The 14,936-nt window shown below is 61.9% G+C and carries 15 protein-coding genes; 5 read left to right on the plus strand and 10 right to left on the minus strand.

The window, feature by feature from the left end; all coding sequences use genetic code 11:
* Positions 1 to 11: 11 nt before the first annotated feature.
* Positions 12 to 1,010 (minus strand): 2-hydroxyacid dehydrogenase, encoded by a 999-nt coding sequence (locus tag AAC640_RS05510; RefSeq protein WP_340265099.1) that lies wholly within the window; start codon positions 1,008 to 1,010, stop codon positions 12 to 14.
* Positions 1,011 to 1,136: 126 nt separating this feature from the next.
* On the opposite strand from AAC640_RS05510, the gene AAC640_RS05515 reads away from it, so the two are divergent.
* The gene (locus AAC640_RS05515; RefSeq protein WP_340265100.1) at positions 1,137 to 1,601 is read left to right on the plus strand and encodes an SH3 domain-containing protein; all 465 of its coding nucleotides are present in this window, start codon (positions 1,137 to 1,139) and stop codon (positions 1,599 to 1,601) included.
* Positions 1,602 to 1,604: 3 nt separating this feature from the next.
* Here the strand turns inward: AAC640_RS05515 and AAC640_RS05520 are convergent, their stop codons facing one another.
* On the minus strand, positions 1,605 to 3,140 hold the full coding sequence (locus tag AAC640_RS05520) for a peptide MFS transporter (protein ID WP_340265101.1): 1,536 nt from the start codon (positions 3,138 to 3,140) through the stop codon (positions 1,605 to 1,607).
* A gap of 136 nt (positions 3,141 to 3,276) precedes the next feature.
* On the opposite strand from AAC640_RS05520, the gene AAC640_RS05525 reads away from it, so the two are divergent.
* On the plus strand, positions 3,277 to 3,855 hold the full coding sequence (locus tag AAC640_RS05525) for a nitroreductase family protein (RefSeq protein ID WP_340265102.1): 579 nt from the start codon (positions 3,277 to 3,279) through the stop codon (positions 3,853 to 3,855).
* 71 nt (positions 3,856 to 3,926) lie between these two features.
* On the plus strand, positions 3,927 to 4,271 hold the full coding sequence (locus tag AAC640_RS05530; RefSeq protein WP_340265103.1) for a GntR family transcriptional regulator: 345 nt from the start codon (positions 3,927 to 3,929) through the stop codon (positions 4,269 to 4,271).
* Positions 4,272 to 4,287: 16 nt separating this feature from the next.
* On the opposite strand, the gene prsR is transcribed toward AAC640_RS05530, so the two are convergent.
* The 7 genes from prsR to AAC640_RS05565 form a co-directional block, all read right to left on the minus strand.
* Positions 4,288 to 5,652: a PEP-CTERM-box response regulator transcription factor gene (prsR, locus tag AAC640_RS05535; protein WP_340265104.1), complete on the minus strand. Its 1,365-nt coding sequence runs from the start codon at positions 5,650 to 5,652 to the stop codon at positions 4,288 to 4,290.
* The gene (gene prsK / locus AAC640_RS05540) at positions 5,652 to 7,724 is read right to left on the minus strand and encodes an XrtA/PEP-CTERM system histidine kinase PrsK (protein WP_340265105.1); all 2,073 of its coding nucleotides are present in this window, start codon (positions 7,722 to 7,724) and stop codon (positions 5,652 to 5,654) included. Before prsK ends, prsR begins: the two co-directional genes overlap by 1 nt.
* 5 nt (positions 7,725 to 7,729) lie before the next feature.
* Entirely contained in the window at positions 7,730 to 9,118 is a 1,389-nt protein-coding gene (locus AAC640_RS05545) for a TIGR03013 family XrtA/PEP-CTERM system glycosyltransferase (RefSeq protein WP_340265106.1), read from the minus strand.
* A 202-nt stretch (positions 9,119 to 9,320) separates the two neighbouring features.
* The gene (locus AAC640_RS05550; protein ID WP_340265107.1) at positions 9,321 to 9,599 is read right to left on the minus strand and encodes a hypothetical protein; all 279 of its coding nucleotides are present in this window, start codon (positions 9,597 to 9,599) and stop codon (positions 9,321 to 9,323) included.
* A gap of 57 nt (positions 9,600 to 9,656) precedes the next feature.
* Complete coding sequence (locus AAC640_RS05555; RefSeq protein ID WP_340265108.1) at positions 9,657 to 10,319, minus strand: sigma-70 family RNA polymerase sigma factor; 663 nt, start codon at positions 10,317 to 10,319, stop codon at positions 9,657 to 9,659.
* A 104-nt stretch (positions 10,320 to 10,423) separates the two neighbouring features.
* The gene (locus tag AAC640_RS05560) at positions 10,424 to 10,564 is read right to left on the minus strand and encodes a hypothetical protein (protein ID WP_340265109.1); all 141 of its coding nucleotides are present in this window, start codon (positions 10,562 to 10,564) and stop codon (positions 10,424 to 10,426) included.
* A 90-nt stretch (positions 10,565 to 10,654) separates the two neighbouring features.
* Positions 10,655 to 11,449 carry a response regulator gene (locus AAC640_RS05565; protein WP_340265110.1) on the minus strand — a complete coding sequence of 265 codons (795 nt, stop codon included), beginning with the start codon at positions 11,447 to 11,449 and terminating at the stop codon, positions 10,655 to 10,657.
* 326 nt (positions 11,450 to 11,775) lie between these two features.
* Here AAC640_RS05565 and AAC640_RS05570 point away from each other — a divergent pair, with 326 nt between their 5' ends.
* Complete coding sequence (locus tag AAC640_RS05570) at positions 11,776 to 11,973, plus strand: NepR family anti-sigma factor (RefSeq protein ID WP_340265111.1); 198 nt, start codon at positions 11,776 to 11,778, stop codon at positions 11,971 to 11,973.
* Positions 11,974 to 12,177: 204 nt separating this feature from the next.
* Positions 12,178 to 13,728: a sensor histidine kinase gene (locus AAC640_RS05575; RefSeq protein ID WP_340265112.1), complete on the plus strand. Its 1,551-nt coding sequence runs from the start codon at positions 12,178 to 12,180 to the stop codon at positions 13,726 to 13,728.
* Between the two features lie 41 nt (positions 13,729 to 13,769).
* Here the strand turns inward: AAC640_RS05575 and tgt are convergent, their stop codons facing one another.
* Positions 13,770 to 14,900 (minus strand): tRNA guanosine(34) transglycosylase Tgt, encoded by a 1,131-nt coding sequence (gene tgt / locus AAC640_RS05580; RefSeq protein ID WP_340265113.1) that lies wholly within the window; start codon positions 14,898 to 14,900, stop codon positions 13,770 to 13,772.
* Between the last annotated feature and the right edge of the window lie 36 nt (positions 14,901 to 14,936).

Raw genomic sequence — 14,936 nt, forward strand, 5'->3', positions numbered from 1 at the left:
CCTGCCCGGGATCAAATCCAGCCCTCCAGCACCTGATTGGGTGGCCGATGCCCATCGACCCAGCTGCGGATATTGGCGATGACCCGCGCTCCCGTCGCATCGCGGCCTTCGAACGTCGCCGATCCCATGTGCGGCAGCAGCACAACATTCGACAACGCAAACAACCTCGGATCGATCGCGGGTTCGTGAGTGTAGACATCCAACCCCGCCCCGGCGATCCGTCCGTCGGCAAGCGCGGCAATCAACGCCGGCTCATCGGTGATCTCCGCCCGCGAAGTGTTAATGAGGTATGCATCCGGCGGCATCAGCGCGATCCGGCGCGCGTCGATCATGCCCCTGCTATCGGCGTTGAGCGGGCAATTGATCGATACGATGTCGCATTCGCGCAGCAGCGTATCCAGATCGGCATGCCAGGTCGCTTGCAGTTCCTGCTCCACCTCGAAAGGCAGGCGATGGCGGTTGTGATAGGCGATAGACAGGCCGAACGCGGCAGCACGCGTCGCTACCGCCCGGCCGATGCGACCCATGCCGATGATGCCCAGCTTCTTTCCGCCGATCCGATGACCCAGCATGCCTGACGGGCTCCAGCCCGTCCAGGCGCCTGACCGCACCAGCTTCTCGCCTTCCGCGAGGCGCCGCGGCACTGACAGGATCAGAGCCATCGTCATGTCCGCCGTATCTTCGGTCAGCACACCCGGCGTGTTGGTGACGATGATCCTCTTGCGCCGCGCGGCGCCTAAGTCGATATGATCGACCCCGCTGCCGAAGCTGGCAATGAGTTGCAGCCGCTCGGGCGCGGCTTCGATCAACGCCGCGTCGATCTGGTCGGAAACGGACGGGACCAGCACATCACACTGCGCCATCGCGCGCGTCAGGGCGACCCGATCCATTGGTACGTCCCCCACATTGAAGGACGCGTCGAAGAGTTCGGCCATGCGCGCCTCGACATTGGGTGGCAGGCGACGCGTCACGATGACGCGCGGCTTGGCTGGGCGCGGTTTCTTGGCCATGCCTAGGCCGCTATTCCCCGTCGCAGCAATGGTCAAGCGGGTTATGCCGGGAAGCCAAGTCAACGGTTGTCCGCGGGACTACGCAGCGGCTAAGGTCAGGTGAATGATCGAAGGGACAGGCAGGGCATGAAGGGCTATCTCAAGAGCGCGGGGCTGATCGCCGCGCTGTGCGTCACGGCCAGCGCATGGGCCGCGCAAAAGCCCGTTCCCTATTGGGCATCGCTCAGCAAGGATGAGGCGCGCATGCGCGTGGGGCCCAGCCTCGACTATCCTTCCAACTGGGTCTATCGGCGCCGCGAACTCCCGGTGAAGGTCGTCCAGGTACTCGGCCTTTGGCGCAAGGTTGAGGATTCGGCCGGTGCGCAGGGATGGATGCACGTCCGACTGCTCAGCGACGTACCGACCGCGATTGTCATGGCGCCCATCGCACCTATACGCGAGGCGGGCCGCAGCGATGCGCGCATCCTGTATCGTGCACAGAAAGGGGTGGTGGGACGGCTGTCCTCCTGCAATGACGGATGGTGCGGATTTGATGTGAAGGGACAGCGCGGGTTCGTGCGCGCGAGCGACATATGGGGCGCCACGTCCTGATGGTCAGGCTGGCGCCTCTTCCCGCGCCCGACCACTGTCGCTCGATGTGCCCTGGTGCATCCGCCGCTTGACGATAGGCGCGACCGCCACCACGGCGATACCTGCTCCAACCGACCACCAGCCGATCTGCTGATAAACGCCAAGCACGCCTTCGCGGGACGCGGCCCCCTCCGCGCCGCCAGTCGCGGCCGCAATCATTCCCGCGACATACTCTCCAAGCGCCATCGCGAGAAACCAGATCCCCATCATAAGGCCGATCATGCGCGTCGGGGCAAGCTTAGACATGGCCGATAGCCCGACCGGCGACAGGCATAGTTCACCCAGCGTGTGACACAGGTAGAGAAGGAAAATGAACAGCACCGGGGTCAGCGTTCCGGGCGCCCCGGTCCCTGCCACCAGCACCAGGAAGCCGGCTCCCACCAGCGCCAGAGCGATCCCGAACTTGGCGGGAGCCGATGGTTCCCATCGCCTTTTCGCCAGCCAGATCCACATGGCGGCCATGACCGGTCCGAATATCAGGATATAGGCCGCGTTCACCGACTGGAACATTGACGCAGGCACATTGAACCCCAGGATTTCACGATCGGTATAGCGGTCGGTAAAAAGGCTCAGCGACGATCCAGTCTGCTCATACAGGCCCCAGAAAAGCGGGTTGACCACGAGCAGAAACAGAGCCGCGAGCATCCGGTCACGATCCACCCGCTCCATGCGGAACGCTTCCCAGACGATGTAGAGCAGCGCCAGAGCGCTGGCCGCCGCCAGCGTCCAGCCCACGATGGCATGACGCTGGATCAGCCACCAGCAGAGCAGGATCGACAGCAGGCTGGAAGCGTATACGAGCGATTCCCGACTGACGATACCGCCCACGCGCTCCGCGAGCCTGGCCGGCTCGGGCGGCTCGCCTCCACCATGCAGCAGGGGCTTGCACAGCGCAAAGCCGATCACGCCTGCCATCATGCCGACGGATGCGGCCCCGAAACCCCAATGCCAGCCCCAACGCTGGCCGAGATACCCGCAGATGATCGGCCCCAGTGTCGCGCCAACATTGATGCCCATATAGAAGATCGTATAAGCCGGGTCCCGCCGCATGTCGTCGCGCGGGTAAAGCCCGCCCACAAGCGCCGACACGTTGGCCTTGAGGAAGCCGGTGCCCGTTATCACCGTCGCCAGTCCCAGCCAGAAGAGACCCAGCCCCATGGCGCTTGGCTCCGCATCTCCTTTCAGGCCCAGGATGATGTGCCCGATGGCGATGATGATCCCGCCGAACAGGACGGCCTTGCGCTGGCCAATGTAGCGGTCGGCAAGATATCCGCCCATCAGGGGCGAGATGTAGATGAGCGACATATAGGCGCCATAGGCATGGGCCGCGTCACGATCGGAAAAAAGGAAATGCTGCGTCAGGTAGAAGATCAGCAGCGCGCGCATCCCATAGAAGGAAAAGCGCTCCCACATCTCCACGAAGAACAAGAGGAACAGCCCACGCGGATGGCCAAGCCATGTCGGCCATTGATCATCCGATGTCGAAGTGGAAGACGCCATCCCATCCCTGCCAGAGCGCCATCCAGTCCGCTTGACGCGGGACCGATGGCATTCCAGCGTAGAGCGGAAGCCACGCGGCTGTCAAAGCGCCGCCCCGGCTCTTGCTTCCGAGCGGCCACCTCGCCATGTGGGCGTCATGTTCAACGACGTCACCACCCCGCTTTCCCTGCTGCGCACCCGCCGTTCCGGCAAGCCCCGCGATCTGGTTGCGCCGGGACCGGACGCCGGTCAGTTGCGCCAGATATTGGAAATCGCCCTGCGTACCCCCGACCATGGCAAGCTCGCTCCCTGGCGCTTCGTTATTGTGCCGGGGGATAGGCGCGAAGCACTTGGCCAATTGCTGGACAGGGCATATCGCGCCGAAAAGCCCGACGCCGGGCGGCTCGAACTCGAATCGATGCATCAGTTCGCCCACCAGGCTCCGACACTTGTCGTGGCTCTGTCGGCCCCCGTAGGCGGTAGCAAGATCCCCGCCTGGGAACAGGAACTGTCGACGGGCGCCGCCATCATGAACCTGCTCCACGCGAGCCACGCCCTTGGCTTCGCGGCTGGATGGCTCACAGGCTGGCCGGCCTATAATGAGGATGTCCGCGCTGCCTTTGCGAAGGGGGACGAAAGGATTGCAGGCTTCATCTTCATAGGGACCCCGGGGAAACCGCCGGAAGAACGCCCTCGGCCAGTTTATGACGTGATAGTTTCGACCTGGGACAGATAGTTACACGCCTGGCGCCGATAAGGGCGCCGGAATTGTTGACGTGCATGGCTGTATTATGGCACCAAGGCACTATGGCGGAAGACTCCAGACCTGTTTACCTCCGGTTACGTGAAATCATTGCCGCCTCGATACTGGATGGCGGTTATGGTGATGGAGACCTGCTTCCTTCGGTGCGGGCACTGGCGGCACAGCAAGGCGCCAATCCGCTGACGGTGGCCAAGGCCTATCAATATTTCCAGGATGAAGGACTGGTCGTCGTCAAGCGGGGCGTCGGCATGTTCGTCGCCGAAGGCGCGACGCGCCGCCTTCGCGAGGCGGAGCGCTGCCGCTTCCTGGACACCGTCTGGCCACCCGTCGCAGCGCAGATCCGGCGCCTTGGCATCTCGATCGAGGATCTGGATCTGCAGCGCGCCTGATGGCGCGGCAGAGGCTTCAGGCCTGCATCTGATATTGTTTCAGCAGGTCGTACAGGGTCGGCCTGCTGATCCCCAATATCTTCGCCGCGCCCGAGATATTGCCATCCGTTCGGGCGATCGCCCGACGGATCGCGCGCCGGTCTGCCGTCTCGCGCGCGGCTTTCAGGTTGACGACATCGCTTCCTTGCAGCCGGTCGCCGTCCAGATCCAGGTCGGCGGCAGTGACATGCTTGCCATCAGCCATGATCACGGCGCGCTTCACGCGATTTTCCAGTTCGCGCACATTGCCCGGCCAATTCCAGGCATCGAGAGCGGCCAACGCATCAGGCGCCAGCCCCTTGACCTGGGGGTTCATCTCCGCAGCGAAGCGATGGAGGAAATGGCGCGCCAGCAGAGCCGGATCGCCCGGTCGGTCCTTGAGCGCCGGGATACGCACCACGATCTCCGCCAGGCGATAATAGAGGTCCTCTCGGAACGTGCCGGTTGCGATCATGTCCTCCAGATTCTGGTGGGCCGCGCAGACGATGCGGGTATCGACCGAAACAGGCGATCGACCGCCGCCCTGCTCTATCGTGCGATCCTGGAGGAACCGCAGCAACTTCCCCTGGAGAGCGAGGGGTATGTCACCGACCTCGTCCAGGAACAACGTGCCGCCCTGCGCCAACTCGATCTTGCCGGGTGCCCTTCGTGTCGCGCCAGTGAAGGCGCCCTTCTCATGCCCGAACAGCTCGCCTTCCAGCAGGGCTTCCGGGATCGCGGCGCAGTTGATCGCGACGAAGCGCTCGTTGCGCCGGGAGCTGGCGTCGTGCAGACCCTGAGCCAGCAGTTCCTTGCCGGTCCCGCTCGCCCCCAACACAAGGACGGACACCTGCGCGAGCGCGACCCGTTCGATCATGCGTGCAACCTTCATCATCTCCGGCGCGGCCGTGATCAGCCGGCCGAGCACGCGCCCATCCGGCGGCGCGATTTCGGCGAGGCGCGCGTTTTCCCGTTCGAGCGCATGAACGTGAAAGGCCCGGCGGACGATCAGGCCCAGTTCGTCGATATCAACCGGCTTCTGATAGAAGTCATAGGCTCCCCCGGAAATGGCGTCGAGCGCGCTCTCCCGCGCGCCGTGGCCCGAAGCCACGATGACCTTTGTGTCCGGCTTGATCCGCAACATTTCCGCGAGCGTGGCAAAGCCCTCGCTCGTACCGTCGGGATCGGGCGGAAGCCCGAGGTCCAGCGTCACGACATCGGGCGCATGCTCGCGCAGCATTTCGATGGCCTCCTCGCGGTCACCCGCAATGAACAGCTGATAATCCTCATAGGCCCAGCGTAGCTGACGCTGCAGGCCGGGATCATCTTCGATGATCAGCAATTTGGGCCGCGTATCACTCATCAGGCAGCCTCTCCTTCCCGCATTTGTACGGGCGCCAGCGGCAGGTGGAGCGTGAAACGGCTGCCCAAGCCCGGCGTGCTCTCCACCTCGATCCTCCCGCCCATACTCTGCGCCAACGTCCGCGCTTCAAAGGCGCCGATGCCAAAGCCACCTGCCTTGCTCGACGAGAAAGGCTTGAACAAATCGCGGCGAATGAATTCGGCGGTCATGCCGCTACCGCGATCCACGACGTCAACCATCGCGCCGGTCCCATCGCCGCGAAGACGCAGTTCGACGGGGGTAGCGGGCGCGCTCGCCTCTAGCGCATTCTGCAGGAGGTGAAGCAGGATCTGCTCGACCCTTGCCCCGTCAGCCATGGCCAGGGGCGCATCGCCAATTAGCCGCACATCATGCTGGCGCGCCCTCGTCCGGGCCACTTTCTCGGCCAGTTTCCGCAGATCCGTCGGGCGCGGCTCCTCGATTCGACCCTTGTTGTGCTGCGAAAGGCGAGCCAGCATATCATTCATCTTGCCCACCGACTCCTTCAGTGTCAGTACCATGTCGGCGCGGAAATCTGGATTGTCGGCATGGCGCTCGGCGTTGCGCGCGAGCAATGACAGTTGGCTCACCAAATTCTTGACGTCGTGGATGATGAAAGCGAAGCGACGGCTGAATTCGTCGAACCGTTGGGCATCGTCCAGCGCCTGTTGACCCTGCGCCTCGCTCAGATAGCTCGCCGCCTGCCGGCCCGCAGCGCGCAGCATGTCGAAATCTTCCCAGTCGAGCCGCCGGTCGACGGGCGGCTGCGCCAGCACGATAGCGCCGATCAACCGACCGAAATGGATGAGCGGAACCAGCGCCCACGCCCTTGTATCCTCGCTCATCCACTGCAGCGTCGTGGCTTCATCGGACCGCGCCGATGGACGGCCGATGTCGATGATCCAGCCGCTCCGTTCGATGAGCGCGGCCGTCGGCGCGGGCACGGCGCAGCCGTCCGGCAGGTCGCTTGCCCAGTTCCAATGCGTTTCGAACTGCAGCGCGCCGTCCTCAGTCCTCAACAGCAGGATCGCGGCGGGAGAGTCGGTGATATCGGCCACCGCCTTGGCGACGCGTTGGCCGAGAACTGAACCGTTCTCGTCCGGACTGCCTATCGTATCCCCGAAACGCATCCACTCCGTGCGATAGTCATAGCGGTGCTGGAAGAAATGCTTGGCGACCTGCACTTTCCAGAAGGCGCGCAACTGCGGCGAAGGCAGGAGCACCAGCGCGCTCACCGCCATGAAGAAAATGGCGCCGATTTCCACCAACCGCGCATGTGGTCCAGCGATCAACTTTATCGCCACATACGCCATCACGACGAGGATCACATAGAGGATGACCGCGATCAGCGAGAGCGACCGGAAGGCGAGCGTGCGCGACAGTTGCAGTTGCCCTTCGGTCTCTTGGCGCATACCGATGGCGATGACCGGCGCGAGCAGCGCCATGACTGCTCCCCTCAGCGCGTAAAGTTCGTTCGCCCGCTCGATCGCGAACGACCCGACCACATATAGGCTGAGATCATAGGTCCACATGGCCGCCAGTGCCCCCAGCAACAAGGCAACGGGCCGCCGCGCGGTCGCTGGCCAGCTGACGTAGAGGTGATGGACCAGCATCAGGCTGCCGATCGCGGTCATCATATGCAGTGCCAGCGAAACATGGACGAGCGTGCGGTGAAGGTCGCTGGTCGTGGGCAATTGCCGCCAGATGAGATCGGTGAAAGTCTGCAGCGCGATCAACCCCGCAACCGCCGTGTAGACTGATGCGATCGCCACCATCGCGCCCGATGACACCTGGCCATGCCGGCGTAGCATCACGAACAGCAGCAGCAGCCATGCCGCATTGCGGACATTTTCACCGATGCCGGTCAGCGGTCTCGCGACGCCGCCGAAGGAGACGTAGAGCGACCAGCAGGATGTCAGCAGCAAGGATGCTGCGAACAGCCGCGTTTCCCAGCCATGTTCGCGCTGGCGCAGGACAAATATGCCAAGCGCAGCGAACAGCACAGCAGCCAGTGCATGGCCGCCGTCACCAACGAACTGCAGCGCCGCGCCCATTGGCTCTAGCGCGCGCCTTCGGGCCAGAGGATGACCCGAAGCGTCTGGATGAGGATCAGCAGATCCAGGAAAGGCGTATAATTCTTGGCGTAATAAAGGTCATATTCGAGCTTGTTGCGGCTGTCTTCGACCGAGGCACCATAGGGATAGTTGATCTGCGCCCAGCCGGTGATGCCCGGCTTCACCATATGCCGTTCGGCATAATAGCGCAGATGCTGCTCCAGATCGTCCACGAACTGCCGCCGTTCGGGGCGCGGACCGACAAAGCTCATCTCTCCTTTCAGCACTGTCCATGTCTGTGGCAGTTCGTCGATCCGCAGCTTGCGCAACCAGTAGCCGAGCCGGGTGATCCGGGGGTCATCCTTTTCCGCCCAAACTGCCTGACCGCTGATTTCCGCATCCTGCCGCATCGTGCGAAGTTTCAGGATCCAGAATTCCTCGCCATAGAGGCCTACGCGCTGCTGGCGATAGAAAGCGGGCCCCTTGCTATCCAGCTTCACCAGGATCGCAGCAAGCAGGATGACAGGGCCGGTCAGCAGCAGCAGGATCGAGCTGGCGACGATGTCGAACAGCCGCTTGGCGAAGCTGGAGATGCGGCGGCCTGCGGAAAAGCCATCGGAAAAAATCAGCCAGCTGGGATTGACGCTGTCCAGATCCACCCGCCCCGTCTCGCGCTCCAGGAATGTGGACATCTCATTCACGTGAACGCCGGTCGTCTTGATCCGCAGCAGGTCCGAAAGCGGCAGCGCGTTGCGACGCTCCTCCAGCGCCAAGACGACCTCGCTCGCGCCCAGCCTCACCACGAAGTCGGCGAGATTGTAGATCGCGCTGCGGTTGATTGCTTCCGGTATCACCTGCGCGCCATCGTTCATGGCGATGTAGCCTACGACGAGAAATCCGGCGCCCGTCCGCTGTTCCAGTTCCTTGATCCTGTTGGCCCTGTTGCCAGCTCCCAGCACGACCAGGCGCCGCTTGAAGGCTTCACCCCCGAGCATCGACCCCAGCAGTAGCCGCACGGCGAGGAGCAACAGTATCGCAAGCCCCATGGCGTACAGCGAGTTCGATCGCCACAAGGTGAGGTCGGGCAGCGCGAAATGCATGACGGAAAGGAAAATGACGCCCAGCGACGTCGCGACCAGAAGGCGCGCGAAGGCAAAGCGGATCGACTGCAACGCCTCCGTTCCATATACGCCCACGGCAATCATCGCGGTCTGAATGGACAGGGCAAAGCTCAGCAGCGGCGCGCTGCGAGTCATTATATGATCGACATCCATGCCGATCTGCCGCGCGCGCAAAATCCAACCGGCCTCCGCAGCGCAAAGCAGCAGCGCGAAGTCCAGCAGCCCCAGCAGCAGTACCGCGTGCGGCACATAATGTTTGAACAGCCTGATCATCCGTCGCGCACAATCCCGTTCCTGCCCGGTGGAGCAGGCGTGGCGGCATCAGATCACCTTACAATCACTGTAAGAAAATCCGACACGCCGGTGCACCTTGCACCGAATTCGCAAAGATTCTCTGAAGATAGGGGGTGGAGCGACGAACGGCCTGTCACGGCACGACGACAACTGGCTCAGCCAATTCGCCCTTTCACCGCCCTCAGTTCCGTTCGAATTTGTCCGCCGCCTTTTGCGCGGCGTCACCGACCACTCGCGCCGCACTGTCAGCAGATTCAGCGGCCTCGGTCAGAACTCGGCCCTGATCTGGCTCACGATCCTTGGTCATGTAGAAAAACCCAATGGCCAAAATGAGGGCCAGAGCAACCAGCAGGAATATCAGGCCTGTTCCTCTCGCAGCTTCTATGTCGTTCAGATCGTCCAAACTATCGGGCGGTTCCCCATCAGGGAGATCTTCACCCCGTCGTCCATCCTCGGCCATGCTCCTTCTCCAATGACTGCATTCTCCAAAAAACGCAGCCGGCCGAGACAGTATAGCTTAGTCCGCTTCGGAATCGGATTCGGATTTTGCTTCCCGTCCGCGGCTCAGGCGATCGACATCGTCCATGATTTCGTCCAGCACGGCGGTGTCCGTCGTTTGCTGACTACGCCGGGATGGCAGGTCGCCGCTGTCCAATATGTGCTCAAGCGCAGCACGGCCACGGGCAACCCGACTCTTGATGGTCCCAACGGCGACGCCGCAAATTTCGGCTGCCTCTTCATAAGCAAAGCCCCCGGCGCCAACCAGGATCAACGCCTCCCGCTGGGGTTGGGGGAGTTGCAGGAGAGCGCGCTGCATGTCCGACAGTTCAACATGTTTGTCCTGGCCCGCAGGCGCGGCGAGCAGCCTGTCCGCCGTAAGATCGTCCCAGTCCCCCCGAAAGCGCGAACGCCGCATTTGCGAGAGATAATGGTTGCGGAGGATTATGAAGGTCCAGGCACGCATGTTGGTGCCCGCCTGGAAGCGGCCCCGTGCTGCCCACGCCTTCAGCAGGGTTTCCTGCACCAGATCGTCCGCGACGTCACGATTACCCGAAAGTGATCGACCGAAGGCGCGCAGATGCGGTATCACGGCAGCAAGCTCGTGCTTGAAATCGTCGTCCGATAGCGACTCGCGAGGAACTTCCGGCTGTTCCACTTCCGGGGCAGACCCTTCGTTCATGGCAACAACCCTTTCATTGGCTGTCGTCCTCGCGGCATGAATCGAAGTCGTCAAAGCCATATTTGCTTCCGCATCCTATACCCATAGCTCCTGCAAACCAACGACTACCGGTAATAGCTCCACAGCACGATCAACATCCCGATGACTATCAGCGGCAGAGAGATGCCGAGGACGTAGCGGACGATGTGCGGTGTCGATCCAGACCGGGCGTCTTCGGTAGCGATATGCTGTTCCTCTTGCGCCATGCTGTCGTCTCCCGATCGTTACGCATCAATAACGCGGGGTTATGGTGCAGGTTCCGCCGCCTGTTCAGTCTTTTGCGGACCCAGCGGAGATCATGCCGGCGCAGTCGCATCGTCGAAGAACAGGGCCTGGGAAATCGCGGCCTTCACCGTCGAGCGCTGGAAAGGCTTGGTAATGAGGAAGGTCGGCTCGGGCCGCTCGCCCGTCAGCAGGCGCTCGGGGAAGGCGGTAATAAAGATCACCGGCACCGAAAATTCGGCGAGAATATCCTTCACAGCGTCGATGCCACTACTGTCGTCGGCAAGCTGGATGTCAGCAAGTACAAGGCCTGGACGCTCCGCCATGGCCTCGCGCACCGCATCTTCGCGCGTCACCGCGATCGCCGTGACTTCATGACCGAGGTCTCGCACGATCGTCTCGATATCCATGGCGATGATAGGTTCATCCTCGACGATCAAAACCTTCGCACGGGTTTGCGCCTCGATCTCGCTCAGCGCTTCCTCGACAAGCGCCTCAACATCGGCGGGATCGAGACCGATCAGATAGGCAACATCATCTATGGTGAAGCCTTCGAGCGCGGTCAGCAGGAGAGCCTGGCGCGGCAACGGCGTCAGGCGCGCCAGCCGCGCCTGGGCGACAGCCTCCTGCCCGTCCGCGCCGGTAAGGGCGGGCCCATCTTCCAGATGGGACGAAGACCAGATAGCGTGGAAGGTCTTGTAGAGGCCAAGACGGGGGTCGACGTCCGACGGAAATTCCTCAGGGGCGGCGACGATCGCCTCCAGCGTCGCGCGCACATAGGCGTCTCCGTGCGTCTGGCTGCCGGTCAGCGCACGGGCGTAGCGACGAAGAAAAGGAAGGTGAGGGTGCAGTTGCTGTCCAAGCGACATCTTAAGATCATCTCCCAGCCCAGGACGGGCGCGTTATTCGAAACCATTGGCCAACAAGAGGAGGATGGATCGCCGATGCCGGTGTGGCAAGCCCCCGCCCCTTTTTGATCGTCAACATGTGAGCAGCAAAAAATGCTTCTGAGGGGGAACCAATGAGGCAGAGATTTGTTTCACAGCCGTTCGGTTTTTTCGCGGACAGGGCGTGACGGTCTTCAAACTTTGCCGCGACCGATTGACCTAATGCGGGAAAGCCGCAAAAGAAATTCACTGGTGACATTATCCTTGCAGAGGGGCATGTTTTGGTTGCTTCAACGACGGAACGGGATGTGAAGGGAGGGGACAAGAAAGATGTCGGCGCCAACACCCCGGATTCGGGCGCGAAGTCCGACGCCGGTCGTAGACGGCGCAAGGCTGCCGCCAAGGATGAGGCCCACGTCTCTAATGCCCTGCGTTCGGTCTATCAGCGCGCGGTAGATGAGGAAATTCCCTCCGAAATGCTCGACCTTCTTCGCAAGCTGGACTAGTGAACAGCAGTCCGGATCTCGCGGATCCGGCAAGTGAAGAACGGAAGGTTCAAATGGCGCTTTTCGATCATGTAGAAGAAAGTGCGTCGGTGGGCGTCCACAAATTGACGATCCGTGCAGCACGACTTCTAGCCGCTGGAAAGTGGCAACGGCCATTCCCGGCATCCTGATGGCAGGCCCCCTTTACAGGTGAGCCTTTTGCCAATGCGCAGCTTTAACAACATCCTTCATTCGACCGGCGTCAAGATGTTTCTGATTCTGACGCTGGCACTTTTGCCGCTCGGACTCATAGCACTGGTCGCCTCGCTCCAGGCTATCCGGACGGCAGACCTTGAAAAGGAAGCGCTGCTCCGTGTCTCCGTAGCGCAGAGCGCGCGCAAGCTCACCGCGGATTTGGCATCGGATCGGACCGCATTGATGCTCACGGCCAACGCGCTTTCTTCAGGCATGGCCGATGCCGGTCTTTGCAGCCGGCTCGCTGTATTTCTGACGTCACATGACAATCAGGGCGGCCGCTTTTACATCTACGACAATAATGGAAACCGCCTGTGCGGATCTTCCAAGCCCGAGCCAGCCGGAGTTTCACCCGCCCAACGCTTTGGCACGCAAGCAGTCGAGTTGCTCCCCGGCTCAGGCTATCTGGTGAGCCGGGCCATGAGCAGTAACGGCAGGATCGCAGCCCTGGCTTATTATTCCCGCAGCTATCTGGATGCGATTACCAACCCCGCCGCGGCCCTTCAGAACAGTCGCCTCAGCCTGCGGCAAGGCATTCGCATACTTAATGTAAGCCCCCCACTCAACCATATCGATGGTCGCAGCACCAGCCTGTCGGCCCGCCTTGATCCCCCCGACGTTCTGCTGACCATGACGCTGCGCGATCCGCCGGCGACGATAGCGCGCATGCTCTCGCTCTTCCTGCCGTTGGTGATGTGGTTCGCCGCAGCAGCTATCGGGTGGTTTGTAGTGAACCGGTTGCTCATCCGCCCATTGGTCGTGCTGCGTCGAACCGTTGCCGCCTATCATCCGGGCGAGGTGCTGGAGCCGATGCGCCGCATCCGCACGCCCGCGCAGGAAATCGTGGCGCTGGGCGAAACATTCCGCGAAATCAGTGAGGATGTCGCCACACATGAAGCGGAAATGGCTGAGGGCCTGGAAACCCAGCGGAAGCTGACCCGCGAGGTGCATCATCGGGTCAAAAATAATCTCCAGATCATCGCAAGCCTCATCAGCCTGCACGCCCGCTCGGCGCACGAGCCCGAAGCGGTGGAAGCCTATTCCTCGATCCAGCGGCGTGTCGATGCACTGTCCGTCGTTCACCGGAACCACTATGCCGAACTGGAAGAACATCGGGGTGTCGGCGTACGATCGCTCATCAGCGAACTTTCCGCCAGCCTGCGCAGTACCGCGCCTGTGGAAGCGCGACGTTTCGGGATCCAGATCGACAGCGATAATCTGCATATCAGCCAGGATGTCGCCGTGCCGGTAGCATTCCTGCTCACCGAACTGGTAGAACTGGCAATGCTTTCCAACCCCCGCACGGCCATCCGCATTTCGGTGCATATGGTACCTGGTCGCAACGATCGCGCGTTACTTCACATCAGTTCACCCGCCTTGCAGAGTTCGCCCGAAATGGGTGTCCGCATCGAAGAGCGGTACGGCCGGGTGCTGACAGGCTTGTCACGCCAATTACGCGCGCCTCTGGATCATGACCCAGAGGCCGGCGACTACGCGATCGCCATCACCGTCATCTGCTGAATGCCAGGAAAAGATCGCGCCGGCCCGCTAAGGACAGCCTGCTAGACCCGCGTATAGTCCCTGCGGAAATCCGCAGCAAAACCAGCGAAGCGTCCACTTGCGATGGTATCGCGAATAGCTTGCATCAGCGACTGGTAAAAATGGACATTATGCTGGGTCATCAGTATCGCGCCGAGCATTTCTCCAGCCTTCACCAGATGGTGCAGATAGGCCCGCCCCCAATTGGCGCAGACCGGGCATCCGCAGCGGGGATCAAGTGGGCTGATGTCCTCGGCAAAGCGCGCATTGCGGATGTTGAGCGGCCCCGCCCACGTAAAAGCCTGGCCGTTTCGACCACTCCGGGTGGGCAGCACGCAATCAAACATGTCGATGCCCCGCTCGACCGCGCCGATAATGTCGTCCGGCTTGCCCACGCCCATCAGGTAACGCGGCTTGTCCCGGGGCAGCATGTCGGGCGCGTAATCGAGGCACGCAAACATCGCCTCCTGACCCTCGCCGACGGCCAGGCCACCAACCGCATAACCGTCGAACCCGATGTCCATCAGCTTTTCCGCTGAAATCTGGCGCAGATTTCGATCCAGTGAACCCTGTTGTATGCCGAACAGGGCAGCGCGTTCCGCATGACCGCCCCCTGCGTCAAAGCCGTCGCGCGACCGCTTGGCCCAGCGCATCGATCGCTCCATACTCTGAGCAGCCTCGTCATGGCTGCACTCATTTTTGGTACATTCGTCGAACGCCATGACAATGTCGCTATCGAGCAGCCGCTGGATTTCCATCGAACGTTCGGGGGTCAGCATGTGGCGCGAGCCATCGATGTGGCTAGCGAAGGCGACACCGTCCTCGCTGATTTTGGTCAGCGCGCTGAGGCTCATCACCTGATAACCACCGCTATCGGTCAGAATTGGCCGATCCCACCCCATGAAGCCATGCAGACCACCCAGCCGCGCGACACGTTCAGCCCCGGGCCGCAGCATCAGATGATAGGTATTGCCAAGGATGATGTCGGCGCCCGTGGCTCGCACTTCGGCGGGGCGCATCGCCTTCACCGTGGCGGCGGTCCCCACAGGCATGAACGCGGGGGTGCGAATCTCACCCCGGTTCATCTGGATCGTACCGGTGCGGGCCTTGCCGTCCGTAGCGGCGATGGAAAAGGAAAAACGCGATCGACTCACGCCGGGCGCTCTAAAGCATCAAATCCGGAAGTGGGA

This window comes from Sphingobium mellinum (assembly GCF_037860795.1).
Taxonomy (GTDB): domain Bacteria; phylum Pseudomonadota; class Alphaproteobacteria; order Sphingomonadales; family Sphingomonadaceae; genus Sphingobium; species Sphingobium mellinum.

What these genes read in the sequence shown, in the direction of transcription:
- AAC640_RS05510 (WP_340265099.1), bottom strand. Translation starts at nt 1,010, where the DNA reads ATGGCCAAGAAACCGCGCCCAGCCAAGCCGCGCGTCATCGTGACGCGT.
- AAC640_RS05515 (WP_340265100.1), top strand. Translation starts at nt 1,137, where the DNA reads ATGAAGGGCTATCTCAAGAGCGCGGGGCTGATCGCCGCGCTGTGCGTC.
- AAC640_RS05520 (WP_340265101.1), bottom strand. Translation starts at nt 3,140, where the DNA reads ATGGCGTCTTCCACTTCGACATCGGATGATCAATGGCCGACATGGCTT.
- AAC640_RS05525 (WP_340265102.1), top strand. Translation starts at nt 3,277, where the DNA reads ATGTTCAACGACGTCACCACCCCGCTTTCCCTGCTGCGCACCCGCCGT.
- AAC640_RS05530 (WP_340265103.1), top strand. Translation starts at nt 3,927, where the DNA reads ATGGCGGAAGACTCCAGACCTGTTTACCTCCGGTTACGTGAAATCATT.
- prsR (WP_340265104.1), bottom strand. Translation starts at nt 5,652, where the DNA reads ATGAGTGATACGCGGCCCAAATTGCTGATCATCGAAGATGATCCCGGC.
- prsK (WP_340265105.1), bottom strand. Translation starts at nt 7,724, where the DNA reads ATGGGCGCGGCGCTGCAGTTCGTTGGTGACGGCGGCCATGCACTGGCT.
- AAC640_RS05545 (WP_340265106.1), bottom strand. Translation starts at nt 9,118, where the DNA reads ATGATCAGGCTGTTCAAACATTATGTGCCGCACGCGGTACTGCTGCTG.
- AAC640_RS05550 (WP_340265107.1), bottom strand. Translation starts at nt 9,599, where the DNA reads ATGGCCGAGGATGGACGACGGGGTGAAGATCTCCCTGATGGGGAACCG.
- AAC640_RS05555 (WP_340265108.1), bottom strand. Translation starts at nt 10,319, where the DNA reads ATGAACGAAGGGTCTGCCCCGGAAGTGGAACAGCCGGAAGTTCCTCGC.
- AAC640_RS05560 (WP_340265109.1), bottom strand. Translation starts at nt 10,564, where the DNA reads ATGGCGCAAGAGGAACAGCATATCGCTACCGAAGACGCCCGGTCTGGA.
- AAC640_RS05565 (WP_340265110.1), bottom strand. Translation starts at nt 11,449, where the DNA reads ATGTCGCTTGGACAGCAACTGCACCCTCACCTTCCTTTTCTTCGTCGC.
- AAC640_RS05575 (WP_340265112.1), top strand. Translation starts at nt 12,178, where the DNA reads ATGCGCAGCTTTAACAACATCCTTCATTCGACCGGCGTCAAGATGTTT.